Origin of the sequence: uncultured Mucilaginibacter sp., from assembly GCF_903913935.1 — a bacterium.
GTDB lineage: Bacteria > Bacteroidota > Bacteroidia > Sphingobacteriales > Sphingobacteriaceae > Mucilaginibacter.
In genome coordinates this window covers 1-12,443 of the sequence record NZ_CAIWNH010000196.1, presented here as the reverse complement: position 1 = coordinate 12,443, position 12,443 = coordinate 1, and the positions used below count along the sequence as shown (strand labels likewise).

The window sequence follows — 12,443 nt, the reverse complement described above, 5'->3', positions numbered from 1 at the left end:
TGCACTGTCATACCTGTTTTATAGGTTTTTTGACTGGAAAAGAAGAAAAATGGAGATAATCATTAAAATAAAAAAAGCATAAACTATACGATGCAGCTATCCGAAAAGCTAAAAACAGCCATTGAAGAGCACCCGGCGATCATTGCCACATTGAAGAATAAAAACAAAGACAATAAATGGGATAATTTTACCCGGACGCAATTTAACCTTGTAGCCAAATTGATCAATAAGCAGATCAGCAAAGAAGTACTGGCCAATCCGGACCTGGTAGAAATGAACCTGATCATCGGCAAACAAAATCTTGAAAAGCAATTGCGTACACTGCGGTGCAGCCACCTGTATGATTTTATTAAATACCTGGGCAACCTGGGCGAATACCGGGTTTTTAATTGGGTTAGCGGTAAAACTTTACAAAGTTACTGGAGTGGCGGCGACGCGAAATATATAAAGATAAACTGCCTGGTAGTTTTCTTGCAAATACCATTTTCAGAATGGGACGAATGGCAAAAAGTACCTGAAGACCGCAGGGAGGTTTATCATAATACTTTGTCAAGGCATTCCTATCCTAATAATGGTTTCAGCCGGTCATCATTATCCATTATCAAAAGTTACTACCTGGGCGATTATTTTTTGTATTACCCCAAAACCGATGGTAGCCGGAATGTGATAAAGACTCCATTTATTTTAAAAGAACTTGAAAACGGGCAAATCGTAGTTCGGTCAGTATCCGAAGGGCACCGTTATAGCGGGAAGGTAATTGGCATCCGCGACGGATGTTTATATATCAACTGCCAGAACCTTGATTTTGAAGAAATGGAACAATATGTGTTCAATATTGGCCTTGAAACCAAACCACAGGTTTTATTTGGTGTGAGCACAACGGTAAGCGTTAGAAACAGAAGGCCCGTTGCATTAAAGAATATATTGGTTAAACAGGCTGCGGAAGACAAAAATTTTGAAGGTATCCCGGAAATTGAACTGGCGTTTGATAAAGTATTTACAGATGACAGCGAGGAGGCCATCATTGTAAATTACTTTAAACGTAATGCCAATAATATCATCACCACCAACAGCTGCCGAAAACTGGAGGATGTTAAAAACCTGGTTTCTGCTTAGTGCCTGATCCCCGGGATCCTGGTTACATGCCGGTTTTTTGAATTGCTGCCTGCACTTTGTTATGTTTAGCTCCTTTTGCAAATTCAGGGCGTATTACCCAGCTTTTATGATTTGGTTTACGGAAAACCAACCACCAGAAAAAGAAAACTGATGTTAAAATAGTGATTGCTAATATACTCCAATGGGGAATTGTGTTTTTCAGGTTAAGCAATACCACATCGTTTGAAAATTTACTGAAGCCTAAAAGCGCCGGAATCCTGAACCAATAATAACATGATACGCCCGCAGCAGCAAAGCAGTTGATCAATACGCGTTCGCTTTTTTTACTAACCAGCTTTTTTAGCCACAAGTACAAACATAATGTTATACAAAGGCCCAAAACGGGCATTTCAAACGCGCTGAATAAGTTTTGATAAGTGATTGATTCGGACTGATCGGGTACCTGGAAATAGCCCCAAATGAAACCAGGCAAGCCGCCAATAGTTAAAAGTCCGCTGATGTGATTGTAGGTGGTTTTTTTGGATGATGAAGGATGAAGGTTGGGCGTAGAATCAGGGCAGGGGACCGAACAGTTGATGCATTGGTTGCAATGCGCGTTGGGCATAGAAAATAAAGTATTCCCTCCATACAATTTTTCGACAGGGTGCACAGGGCATAAGGAATTGCACCATCCACTTTTCCAATCGTAAACAAAACCCATGGATACGCTTACCGCCGTTGCTGTAAAAAGCAAAATAGCTGTTGCCTCGCCGTTTGTATTAAATATAAGATGCCGTAATGGGACAATGATGAACAAGGCAATAATGGCCGCTAATTGAAGTTTGGCCTGCAGCGAAACGGACATTATTTTCTTTTTTGACAGATTTAGATGCCGCGGGAACAAATTTACAATTGCGAGCGGACAAACATTGCGCCACAGGCCACCTTCAACCACCAATAATGCTGGCGCTACAGGGATCAGCACATTCCACAGGGCGATCAGGCCAACTTGGGGATAAAAGATGAGGCAAATAAAGATAGACACGCCAATCAGCCACACAACGAACTGAACAATTCTCCAGGTAAGGACGCCACGCGGCGAAAGTGTACGGTTTGGATGGGATAGAGTACTTGGGTTTGCCATGAATAATGCTGGAATTTATAAAGTGCAATCTCCCAATCCGACCGATCGTAAAAAATAACATTGCTCATTTTTTAAAGTGATTTTGATCACAAATGCACAGAATTTCCGAATTTTAAGGTTCAAAGGCACATCAGTCATCGGTTAAAAGTGATCTTTTGTCGGCAAATACCGACCGCTCGCCGATTAATTATTTTTTATATTTTGCCATTCTGTACTTTTATTTCCAACATTTTATGCCCTTGAAGTATCTTTAGGCAGTATAAGCAGGAACTAAAACAATCAATCTAAATAGAATCAAATTTTAATTACAGTTTATGATCATCAACAAAAAATTTGCTATAACAACTGGTCTTATCGGCGTTATTGCATTATGCGTTTCTGCAACATTACCGCAGCAGCAACAGCAGGGGCCGCCGAAGCTTGTTAATTTAAAGGTATTCCCAAAAAATGTGCCATTCAGGGTATTGGATCACCAGATGGATATCTGGGCAGATGCATTAGGTGTACATTGTAATTTTTGCCATGTACGGGATGCCCAAAGCGGTAAAATGGATTTTGCCAGTGATGCCAAACCCGAGAAAACTGCGGCCCGCCATATGTATGTAATGATGGGAAAGATCAATAAAAAGTTTTTTAAGGCTGAGAAAGATTCGCTTGGAATGATCATCACGACCGGTGTAAATTGCAATACCTGCCACCATGGCACTTCACACCCCGAAATAAAGGTTCCTGAAGAACACCATTTTGGCCCTGGAGGCCCGGGCCCGGGTGGTCCCCCTCCTGGAGGAGGACCTGGTGGACCTGGTCCCGGTGGTAAAAACTAACCGCAGCACTTTTTCATTGGTATGGCGCTCAGGCTTTCAATTTATGGAGGCTTGGGCGCCATTCTGGTTTTAAGAAGAAGGTTTTTTTAAAATTTGCTTTGTCAATCTGCTAATCATTTCCTCATTTATTATTATTGTACAATGTTATCTTTACGGCATAAAAAGATAGTTTAAAGTAACATTCCGTTACCCCAGTTATTGTCGAATTATGATAAAACGCCCTTTAAGTACCGGCATTGGTATATTGATGCTGATTACCCTGCTCGTTTACGCCAATCATTTTAACAACGCTTTTCATTTTGACGATTTTCACACCATCATCAACAATGCCAACATCCGCTCGCTGAAAAATATCCCCCGGTTTTTTACTGATGGCAGTACCAGTAGTGTACTACCGCAAAACCAGGCTTACCGGCCCGTTGTTGTTACCAGCCTTGCCATTGATTACTGGCTTGCAGGCGATAATTACGCAGTATGGTTTCAATCATCAACCTTTATATTTTTTTTATTGCAAGGAATTTTAATGGTTTTTTTGTTTAAAAACGTATTTGATAATGCGTTTAACCTAAGCCCCAACGCCTGGCTGGCGCTTATTGCCGTAACCTGGTACATGGTACACCCAGCCAATGCAGAAACGGTGAATTATATTATTGCCCGCACAGATGTGCTTTCAACTGTTTTTGTGTTGCTTGGGTTTATGCTTTATATTTTTTCATCCTTTTGCAGAAAGACATACCTGTACCTGCTGGCGATTGGCGTTGGCGTGTTGTGTAAAACAACTGCCGTTATGTTTGCCCCCCTTTTGTTTTTCTATATTTTATTTTTTGAAGCGAAGCTCAGTCTGCCGGATGTTTTTAACAGGGCTAATTTTAAACAAGTTCGGGATGTGGTATTAAAAACCTTACCGGCTTTGATTTTTTGCGCCTTTATGTTTTGGTTAACCGATAGGATGACCCCGAAAACCTGGGAACCCGGGGGCACCAAACCGCTCGATTACCTCATTACCCAACCTTTTGTAATCCTTCATTATTTTTACGAGTTTTTTGTGCCCACCAGTTTAAGTGCCGATACTGACTGGAAGTTATTGCCCTCAGTTTGGGACATCCGGTTTTTTGCCGGATGTATTTTTATTTTGGGGATGATTGTTGCTGCCTTTTATACTTCAAAAAAGAAACGGCTGCGCCCGGTAAGCTTTGGAATAACCTGGTTTTTTTTAACCCTTGTACCCACTTCAAGCATCATACCGCTTGGCGAGGTGCTGAACGACCACCGCATGTATTTTCCATTTATAGGACTGGTGATGGGTATTACCTGGGTTTTGGGCCTATTGTGGCTAAAGTACAGCGCCTTTGCAAAAAAGGAAATCGTAATAGGGTTCATCCTCGCGTTATTTGGTGCTTATGCTTACGGTACCTGGCAGCGAAATATTGTTTGGCATACTGAAGAAAGTTTATGGCATGACGTAACCGTTAAGAGCCCCAAAAACGGCCGGGGCATGATGAACTACGCCCTGGCAGAATTAGATTTGGGCAATTATGATATAGCCGAAATTTACCTTAAAAAGGCAGAGGAACTCACCCCTGATTACTCTTTCGTTTATACCAACCTGGGTATAGTGGAGGAACGAAAAGGCAACATGACCCTGGCCGAAAACTATTACAAAGCAGGTGTTAAGTTAGGGAGCAGGTTTCCTGATCCATTGTACTTTTATGCCAGGTTTTTAACCAAACAAGCGCGTTATGCAGAGGCTATACCTTTACTTGACGCGTCTATCAAAGTATCGCCCTTATATGTATCGCCCCGCGTTTTGTTGATGAATATTTATTCAATAAAAGGCGATTGGGAGAAACTGGAATTATTATGCCGCCAAACGCTTAGCTTTTCGCCCCAAAATACGGATGCGCTTAAATACCTTGTAATTGCCGCAAAAAAACAAAATACACTGGATCTGCAGGCAGATAAAATTAAAGCGGCTCCAACGCCCGAAAAATATGCAGACCTTAGTCTGCTGAATTACCAGGCAGGACGTTACCCGCAGTGTATTGCTATGGCACAGGAAGCCCTGAAACTGAAGCCTGGTTTTGCTGAAGCCTATAATAATATGGGGGCCGCTTACACTAAATTGCAGCAATATAATGAAGCAATTGATGCCCTTAAACAGGCTTTGAAATCGGCGCCAGGTTTTGTGCTGGCCCAAAATAACCTGGTGCTGGCTGAAGAAGAGATTGAGGCCAAAGGGATAAAAACCACCCAATTAACTGCCGCCGATTATATTGATCTGAGCCTGTATTATTTTAACAATCAGTTATATAGTGAATGCATAAAAGCTTGTAGATATGCCTTAATACTTAGGCCTGGCTATGATATAGCCTATAATAACATTTGCGCCGCCTATAATAAACTCGGGCAGTGGGATCTGGCAATAGCCGCAGCTAAAAACGGGCTACAGCTAAATTCAAATAACCAGATCCTAAAAAATAATCTTGCTGAATCTCTAAAGGGAAAGAATGCAGGCGGTAGATCTAATTAAAAGATGGTTGCAGCTACATTATTTTTTGTTGAAAAAGAAAACCCTGATATCCGGTTTCGATGATAAGATCAGAGGCTTCAATAAACTAATGCCAGTTGATAAAAACATGGCCTTTAGTTTATTGACACCACCATCGGCTTTAATCCTTTCCTTTAAGGTTGAAAAATCCAAAGAATCAAGCTGGACATCTTGGGCCTTTACGAAGCCATGCCGGTTTAACAGCATGGTAAGGTTTTTTTGATTAAAATAATTCATGTGCGGGCTATGGAAGTTGAATTGCCACATCCGCGTGAGGTAGGAGCTGATGCCGAGCTTATTGAGCAGCATGGCCGATCTGTAAAAAAAAGCCGTCACTCATCGGCAGATTAATGATCAGCGTTCCGTTTTCGGCAAGATCCTCTTTCAGGGCGATGATCAGGTCGTCCAGCTCTTTAATATGTTCAAAAACGTCATTAAAAATAATAAAATCGTAACCCTTTTCGCTTTTAACTTCCGGACTGGGGTAAAAGCCGTAGGAAACAGTGAGCCCGTTTGCGTTATAATAATCCTGGTGCGAATTTTCAGGCTCGATGCCGGTACAATCGATTCCTTTTTCCTGGCAAACTTTTAACCACCAGCCATTGCCGCTGCCAATTTCAAGGCCTTTTAACTTTTCGCCTTTCAGTTCTTCCAGCTTTTTGATGATGGTTTCAAAATTCCCGAAACGAAGTTTCTTCAAACCAATTTCGCGTGATTGCAGTTCAAGGTCAGATTTAAAAGAGAAATCAAAATTGGCGTCCGAAGTAAACAAACCACATTCAGGACATTTATAAACATCAAACTTTAATTTAAATTGTAGCTTCGACGAACTGCCGCAAACCGGGCATTGTATTTGATCCATGTAGTAATATCTCGTAAATTTTAAATGGTTTGATCTTTATTTTCCGCCTTTTTCATCTTCTCAATTAACAGCGCCATTTCCTGCGTTAAACGGGTGATACTATGCTGTGATTTTGAGCTTACCACCGAAAGATGCAAAAGATAAATCAAAATTAAAAAAATGAAGGCGGTAAAAACCAGGTTGGGCGGGTCAAATACACCAAATATTTTCGACATCAGGTTTAACCCTTTCGTCCAAAAAGAGAAAAGCACCAATATAAAGGTACATAAACACCAAACTATAGCGTACTCTTCCCTTAGCTTTCCCTTGGTGATCAGCCGGGCGATGTAGCCAATAAAAACACAATTAATGATGATGGTAATAACCTGGATCCTTGACATATGATTAAGTTTTTTTTCTGATAAAAATAAATAACATGCTGATCGTTACTTTTATACAGTAATACACAGACTTAAAATTACGTATAGACGATTTTCCCGCAAGCCGTTCACTCATCACTACCGGCACTTCCTTTGTTGAAAGACCGTATTTTGAGAAAAGCACCAGTGATGCAGGTTCCGGAAATTCATCCGGGTATTTTTCTACCGCCAACGCAATGCCAGCTTTATCAAACAACCTGAAACCCGAAGTGCTATCATATATATTACCGCCGGTCAGTACTCTGTTGAGCCAGTGAAAGTAGCGGATCCCCAGCCTGCGGGCAAATGATGATTTAAAGCCGCCTTCGTCTAAAAAACGGGAACCAATAACAATGTTTGTCTTGGTTTGATCATAAAACTCAAGCAATTTAATGAGCTCCCAGGGCGGGTGCTGCCCGTCACCGTCTATCTGGCAGGCCAGATCAAAGCCATTTTCCATGGCGTATAAAAAGCCGGTTTGTACCGCGCCGCCAATACCCAGGTTAACCAGCAGGTCGAGTAAAATAATGGGGTAAAGGCTGGCCACCCATTGGGTGTCGTCTTTGGAGCAATCATTCACAACCGCAATTTCCATTTTAAAATGTGCAGGTAATTTGAGATGTAGCAATTGCTCCAATATTAAAGGGAGCGAGTTTCCCTCATTATAGCACGGAATGATGATGAGAATTTTAGTCATTAATCTTGACTGCCTTTATGATATAATTTCCCTGCTAATATATCGTATAATTCATTTTTATAACAGCGCATCATAAAGTTTTTATCCATTATTTTAACAAATTGTAAAAATTTGCCGCCAATTGTGCATCCATTTTAAAGATTTCTTAAAAATCAGAAGTTAGCCAACTTAATAAACTAATGGTTAAATTTAAATGAAACAATTTTCAAATAACTGTTTCATTTTAAGCTTGTTTAACGTATATTTGGTTACTACCAATTATAGATCAGTTGCGGGAAGAGTAATACTATTGTTGTTTTACTTAAATCCATTGGTGCTATGATAAACAATCCGGCCAGACTAACTGCAGTTTTGGATCATTTATGCCCTTGCGGCAAAGGAAAACGTGCTGACCTTGAGCGGATACATCGGGGGATGCTTGTAAAAATATTCTTTTTTTGGCTGCCGCTGAAAAGATACAAGTGCATGAAATGCCGGCGAAAGCGACTGATATTGGGTTGAGTATTATATTATTTGGTCATAAATTGATAACCTCTGGCCGGGTTTTGCCTTGATTTTAATTATTGCTTATTTATTAAACCGCGTTGAAATTAAAGTTTTAAAACCTATTTTTATTGGTAAATGCAGGTGGCCAATTGCCAACTGTATTTATAAACTTTGATTTTATGAACCGACGGAACTTTGTAAGACTATCTGCCACTACTACGGCGGCATTATTGTTCAGCAGAATAACTTATGCCGCGCCCGGCGGAGCGTTATTGCACATGCCCGATGAAGTTTGGGCCGATGCGGGGGCCGGTTGGTTTCGCCTAAAAAAAACAGGATTTGCATTATTCACTTTAAACGATATAGAAGTTAGCCTTGAAAAAAACGGCAATGCTCAGGGTGTTTACCTGCAATCTCCCGTTAAGCCGGTAGCTGGCGTGCGGATGAAATGGAAATACGATGTTAAGACGGGAATTAAAACTTTTGGTGATAGCTGGGAAAGGACGTACGGTGATGCGGGATGGAAAAAGACTGGCGGCACCAAAAAGAACGCCTGGTATGTGCTATTACATGATAAAAAGCAAACCGCCTGTTTTGGTGTAAAAACCGGATGTAGCGCGTTTTGCTGGTGGGCCGTGAACCCCGGCAGCCTTGAGCTAACGATGGATACCCATTCGGGCGGGGTGGGTGTTGAATTAGGTTCGCGCAAACTCCATGCGGCCGATATTATTACCACAGAGGGCATGTCAGCAGAAAATCCGTTTGCCACCGGCCGCAGGTTTTGCCAAATGATGTGCGAAAAACAGCGTTTACCAAAGCAACCCGTTTACGGTATTAACGACTGGTACTATGCTTATGGGAATAACTCGTCATCGTTGATCAAAGAAACAACTGCATTAATGGCCGAACTGGTAACTGACACCAACAACCGGCCTTTTTCAGTAATAGATGCAGGCTGGGCTGTTTATTCACCCTATTTGCCGGGTGATGGTGGTTGGGCGGATGATTTTTCGAGGCCCAATGATAAGTTTAAGGACATGCAGGTAATGGCGGGTGATATTGTAAAACTGGGTATGCGCCCCGGTTTATGGACGCGACCGCTGTGCGCAAAATACAATGATAGCCGCTCGCTGCTTGCCCCTAAAATAAAAGGCCGCGATGATCCTAAAAATCCGGTGCTCGATCCAACAATTCCTGAGAATATTGAACGTGTAAAATATAATTTATCGGTTTACCGCCAGTGGGGCTTTGAATTGGTAAAACATGACTATACCACCTATGATATTTTTGGCCGCTGGGGTGTTGAAATGACAGATAGCATGACACAACCGGGCTGGAGCTTTTATGATAAAAGCAAAACCACGGCCGAGATTATTAACAATTTATATTATTCCATTCGCGAAGCCGCGGGCGATATGTACGTGATTGGTTGCAATACCGTGAGCCATTTATCAGCCGGAGTTTTTGAACTGAACCGGATTGGGGATGACACGAGCGGGAAAGAATGGGCCCGTACCCGTAAAATGGGCGTAAATACCATGGGCTCAAGGATGCATCAACACAATATTTTTTATGCCGCGGATGGCGATTGTGTAGGGCTAACAAGCCAGATGCCGTGGGATAAGAATAAACAATGGATGCACTTACTGGCTGAAAGCAGCGCGCCATTATTTATTTCGGCAGAGCCAGGCGCTTTGGGGGCCGAACAAAAAGCGATGATCAAACAAAGTTTTGCCAATGCGGCCAAAATTCAACCCATCGGGGAGCCGTTAGACTGGCTTGATAATTCGCTGCCAGCCAAATGGAAATTAAATGGTCGGGAAGTGGATTTTGATTGGAGTTGATGGGTTTGGTTGATTAGTGAATGGTTGATTAAGTCAAATAGATATGAAAAAAATCAGCATTTTATCTTTACAAGGATATTTGGCGATGATCTTATTGACCAACATTATTTTCGTTTCCTGTAAAAATAACAGCGGCCAATTTACGGCGGGTAAAAGAGCTATTGTAAAAGACAGTGTTATCCGTATGATTACAAATATCTCAAAGGATGTTTCCGCAAAAGGGCCCGGTTGCCTGGCTGGCTTATTTTGAAAACGATGCAGGTTTTTTTATGGCGAATGACGGGCAGCTGGCGTTAAAGGATTATCCATCGGCAGTATCATTTGTAAAGAACACGCTCATTAAACTAATGCCAAAGATCAGCTTGCAATGGAAAAATGTGAAGATTGATCCGCTTAGCTCATCCCTGGCGATAATTGGAGCCGAGTTTCATGAAGATATTGTAACGTCAGATGGTAAAACTCTTTCAGCTGATGGTTATTTTACCGGAACCGCGCACTTCGATGGTAAATACTGGAAACTGAGAAACTTGCACTGGTCGTCAACACGGCTTAAAATACCAGCTGCTTAAAAAACCTGCATTTTTACGGTTGTTTCATATTAATCTTTTCAGGCGCTGCGATCTCAATTATCAAAAACGGTTCCCGTGCCTGACAAGTTAACGGCTGTCAATCTGCCCCATGTAAACTTTCAAGGCATGGACTATTGACGCTGCAATGGCCTCCTGCCCGGCCTGGGAGTTTAAATATTTTTCTTCAGTAGGATTATTGATATAGCCTGTTTCAACCAATACAGCGGGCATGGCGCTGTGGGCCAAAACCAAAACACCTTGTTCCTTAACGCCACGGCTGTGACGACCGTCTTCGTTTACAAACTCGTTATTCAATAGTTGCCCATATAATATGCTTTGCTTGCGGTATTTTTGCATAAAGGTGTTAAGCACGATGAGCGACGTTGGGTCGCTTTCACTGTAACCACCATAAGTTTTTTGATAATCCTTTTCAATATAGATGGACGCGTTTTCCCTTAATGCTTCCATTTGCTCTTCTTTTCGGTGAAAACCATAAACGAGCAGCATTACGCCCCTTTCTTTGTGCGTTCTTTCGGCGGTACCTTCAGGCGATGAATTACAATGGATGGAAATAAACAAGTTGGCATTGTTTTCGTTGGCTATTCCGGCGCGCCGGTTTAGAGGAATGAACCTGTCGGATGTGCGGGTCATGATCACCTTCAGCCCGGGCATCGTGTTTTTTATCAGCTGATCAACTTTTTTAGCAATTGCAAGCGCGACGTTTTTTTCCAGGGAGTAGGAGCCGTGAGCCCCGGGGTCTTTGCCGCCGTGTCCGGCATCAATTACAACCGTTTTAAATTTGAACGCTGGTTTTGATTGCTGCCCTGCGGCTATGTAACCAATTAATGTTAAAAGTAAGGTGAGCCCAAAGCTTACCAATACCTTTAAACTTTTAAGGTATTTAATCATTAACTGGATAAGAGTTAATTAAAAAAATTGTTTTAACTCGCTTTTTTTGCCGCAAGTTTATTGCATTTGGGGCAAACGCCTGTTGCATACAAAGTAAACCCGGTTGGCTTAAAGCCATTGGGGAGATTTAAAGCGGGGAGGTTTAACTCGTCCAGGCAATAAACATTATTGCAAACGGTACAATTAAAATGCAGGTGTTCATCATGATGATGATTTTCTTCGCAATTGGAGGAGCACATTGCATAGTTAGCAGTTCCATTTAAGTCAAATACTTTATGGATAATACCTTTTTCTTCAAAGGCATTCAGTATCCGGTATAATGTTACGCGGTCTATATCGTCCAGCACGCTTTCGAGATCGGGCTGCGAAGTGGCTACGTTTTTTGCGGCTAACATTGACAACACCTTTAATCGCGGGCCTGTTTTTTTGAGGTGGTGCTTTTCAAGCAATGCTTCAAACTTTGTATCAGATGTTTGTATCATTGAAGCTGAGATAAAAATGTACGGGCAAAGGTAAAAAGAATAATGATAGAATTTTAATCTGCCCGATTTTCTAATGAATATTTAACCCGGTATGATCGTTATCACAATTGCTAACCTCAACACTGTTTTTTGAGTTTTCCGGTTTTTTCTGATCAGTGTTTATGCTGGCTGTCGCCCAAATGATATGACGAATGCCCTCTTTGCCGGCAGCTGCCACTATACCTGAAATTAAAAAAATGAGCAGTAGCGATCATTAAACCGCCTACAGGAACTACCAGCGCCTCATGCCACCCGGAAACAAACACGTGCCCGATGATGATAATGACAAAACCTCCAATCAGTAAAAAAACCGGCAAAGGCTTATGGTGGGTCTTTGCATAGGATAAACCTATCGCGTATACTCCAATAAAAAATGCAAAAATAATCATACTCCATTCAAGCAGCGGATTTGCTAAAAAGCCCAAACCAACCAACGGTAAAAAAGTAATCAGTATCGGTACAATCGCGCAATGAATAGCGCATAATACTGAGGCGGTCATCCCCACGCTATCCAATTTCGAGTTGCTTTTTTCAAAAATCATGTTG

14 protein-coding genes are annotated in these 12,443 nt (G+C 41.8%); 6 read left to right on the top strand and 8 right to left on the bottom strand.

Annotated elements, in window-relative coordinates; all coding sequences use genetic code 11:
• The first annotated feature begins 90 nt into the window (after nucleotides 1-90).
• Nucleotides 91-1,116 (top strand): hypothetical protein, encoded by a 1,026-nt coding sequence (locus QZY09_RS07285; RefSeq protein ID WP_295670306.1) that lies wholly within the window; start codon nucleotides 91-93, stop codon nucleotides 1,114-1,116.
• A 22-nt stretch (nucleotides 1,117-1,138) separates the two neighbouring features.
• On the opposite strand, the gene QZY09_RS07280 is transcribed toward QZY09_RS07285, so the two are convergent.
• Entirely contained in the window at nucleotides 1,139-2,239 is a 1,101-nt protein-coding gene (locus QZY09_RS07280) for a hypothetical protein (RefSeq protein ID WP_295670304.1), read from the bottom strand.
• Nucleotides 2,240-2,553: 314 nt separating this feature from the next.
• Here QZY09_RS07280 and QZY09_RS07275 point away from each other — a divergent pair, with 314 nt between their 5' ends.
• Entirely contained in the window at nucleotides 2,554-3,063 is a 510-nt protein-coding gene (locus QZY09_RS07275; RefSeq protein WP_295670302.1) for a c-type cytochrome, read from the top strand.
• Between the two features lie 208 nt (nucleotides 3,064-3,271).
• Entirely contained in the window at nucleotides 3,272-5,593 is a 2,322-nt protein-coding gene (locus tag QZY09_RS07270) for a tetratricopeptide repeat protein (RefSeq protein WP_295670301.1), read from the top strand.
• An 18-nt stretch (nucleotides 5,594-5,611) separates the two neighbouring features.
• Here the strand turns inward: QZY09_RS07270 and QZY09_RS07265 are convergent, their stop codons facing one another.
• The 4 genes from QZY09_RS07265 to QZY09_RS07250 are packed head-to-tail and all read right to left on the bottom strand — an operon-like array spanning nucleotide 5,612 to nucleotide 7,568.
• On the bottom strand, nucleotides 5,612-5,920 hold the full coding sequence (locus tag QZY09_RS07265; protein WP_295670298.1) for a hypothetical protein: 309 nt from the start codon (nucleotides 5,918-5,920) through the stop codon (nucleotides 5,612-5,614).
• Complete coding sequence (locus tag QZY09_RS07260) at nucleotides 5,907-6,473, bottom strand: class I SAM-dependent methyltransferase (protein WP_295670295.1); 567 nt, start codon at nucleotides 6,471-6,473, stop codon at nucleotides 5,907-5,909. The genes QZY09_RS07265 and QZY09_RS07260 overlap by 14 nt, the downstream gene beginning before the upstream one ends.
• A 20-nt stretch (nucleotides 6,474-6,493) precedes the next feature.
• The gene (locus QZY09_RS07255; RefSeq protein WP_295670292.1) at nucleotides 6,494-6,853 is read right to left on the bottom strand and encodes a DUF2304 domain-containing protein; all 360 of its coding nucleotides are present in this window, start codon (nucleotides 6,851-6,853) and stop codon (nucleotides 6,494-6,496) included.
• Nucleotides 6,854-6,857: 4 nt separating this feature from the next.
• Nucleotides 6,858-7,568 (bottom strand): glycosyltransferase family 2 protein, encoded by a 711-nt coding sequence (locus QZY09_RS07250; protein WP_295670289.1) that lies wholly within the window; start codon nucleotides 7,566-7,568, stop codon nucleotides 6,858-6,860.
• A gap of 665 nt (nucleotides 7,569-8,233) precedes the next feature.
• On the opposite strand from QZY09_RS07250, the gene QZY09_RS07245 reads away from it, so the two are divergent.
• The 3 genes from QZY09_RS07245 to QZY09_RS07235 are packed head-to-tail and all read left to right on the top strand — an operon-like array spanning nucleotide 8,234 to nucleotide 10,467.
• Nucleotides 8,234-9,898, top strand: coding sequence for a hypothetical protein (locus QZY09_RS07245; RefSeq protein ID WP_295670285.1), 1,665 nt, complete (start codon nucleotides 8,234-8,236; stop codon nucleotides 9,896-9,898).
• Nucleotides 9,899-9,941: 43 nt separating this feature from the next.
• Nucleotides 9,942-10,148, top strand: a complete 207-nt coding sequence (locus QZY09_RS07240; RefSeq protein ID WP_295670282.1) for a hypothetical protein — start codon at nucleotides 9,942-9,944, stop codon at nucleotides 10,146-10,148.
• Nucleotides 10,105-10,467, top strand: coding sequence for a hypothetical protein (locus QZY09_RS07235; RefSeq protein WP_295670280.1), 363 nt, complete (start codon nucleotides 10,105-10,107; stop codon nucleotides 10,465-10,467). The genes QZY09_RS07240 and QZY09_RS07235 overlap by 44 nt, the downstream gene beginning before the upstream one ends.
• Nucleotides 10,468-10,554: 87 nt before the next feature.
• Here the strand turns inward: QZY09_RS07235 and QZY09_RS07230 are convergent, their stop codons facing one another.
• The 3 genes from QZY09_RS07230 to QZY09_RS07220 form a co-directional block, all read right to left on the bottom strand.
• On the bottom strand, nucleotides 10,555-11,376 hold the full coding sequence (locus QZY09_RS07230) for an N-acetylmuramoyl-L-alanine amidase (protein WP_295670276.1): 822 nt from the start codon (nucleotides 11,374-11,376) through the stop codon (nucleotides 10,555-10,557).
• Between the two features lie 32 nt (nucleotides 11,377-11,408).
• A complete protein-coding gene (locus tag QZY09_RS07225) occupies nucleotides 11,409-11,858 on the bottom strand; it encodes a Fur family transcriptional regulator (protein WP_295670273.1) in 450 nt (149 codons plus the stop codon).
• 152 nt (nucleotides 11,859-12,010) lie between these two features.
• On the bottom strand, nucleotides 12,011-12,443 hold a 433-nt coding region (locus QZY09_RS07220), incomplete at its 5' end, for a MerC domain-containing protein (protein WP_367119182.1).

What these genes read in the sequence shown, in the direction of transcription:
- QZY09_RS07240 (WP_295670282.1), top strand. Translation starts at nt 9,942, where the DNA reads ATGAAAAAAATCAGCATTTTATCTTTACAAGGATATTTGGCGATGATC.
- QZY09_RS07235 (WP_295670280.1), top strand. Translation starts at nt 10,105, where the DNA reads ATGTTTCCGCAAAAGGGCCCGGTTGCCTGGCTGGCTTATTTTGAAAAC.
- QZY09_RS07260 (WP_295670295.1), bottom strand. Translation starts at nt 6,473, where the DNA reads ATGGATCAAATACAATGCCCGGTTTGCGGCAGTTCGTCGAAGCTACAA.
- QZY09_RS07285 (WP_295670306.1), top strand. Translation starts at nt 91, where the DNA reads ATGCAGCTATCCGAAAAGCTAAAAACAGCCATTGAAGAGCACCCGGCG.
- QZY09_RS07265 (WP_295670298.1), bottom strand. Translation starts at nt 5,920, where the DNA reads ATGCTGCTCAATAAGCTCGGCATCAGCTCCTACCTCACGCGGATGTGG.
- QZY09_RS07250 (WP_295670289.1), bottom strand. Translation starts at nt 7,568, where the DNA reads ATGACTAAAATTCTCATCATCATTCCGTGCTATAATGAGGGAAACTCG.
- QZY09_RS07280 (WP_295670304.1), bottom strand. Translation starts at nt 2,239, where the DNA reads ATGGCAAACCCAAGTACTCTATCCCATCCAAACCGTACACTTTCGCCG.
- QZY09_RS07225 (WP_295670273.1), bottom strand. Translation starts at nt 11,858, where the DNA reads ATGATACAAACATCTGATACAAAGTTTGAAGCATTGCTTGAAAAGCAC.
- QZY09_RS07275 (WP_295670302.1), top strand. Translation starts at nt 2,554, where the DNA reads ATGATCATCAACAAAAAATTTGCTATAACAACTGGTCTTATCGGCGTT.
- QZY09_RS07245 (WP_295670285.1), top strand. Translation starts at nt 8,234, where the DNA reads ATGAACCGACGGAACTTTGTAAGACTATCTGCCACTACTACGGCGGCA.
- QZY09_RS07255 (WP_295670292.1), bottom strand. Translation starts at nt 6,853, where the DNA reads ATGTCAAGGATCCAGGTTATTACCATCATCATTAATTGTGTTTTTATT.
- QZY09_RS07270 (WP_295670301.1), top strand. Translation starts at nt 3,272, where the DNA reads ATGATAAAACGCCCTTTAAGTACCGGCATTGGTATATTGATGCTGATT.
- QZY09_RS07230 (WP_295670276.1), bottom strand. Translation starts at nt 11,376, where the DNA reads ATGATTAAATACCTTAAAAGTTTAAAGGTATTGGTAAGCTTTGGGCTC.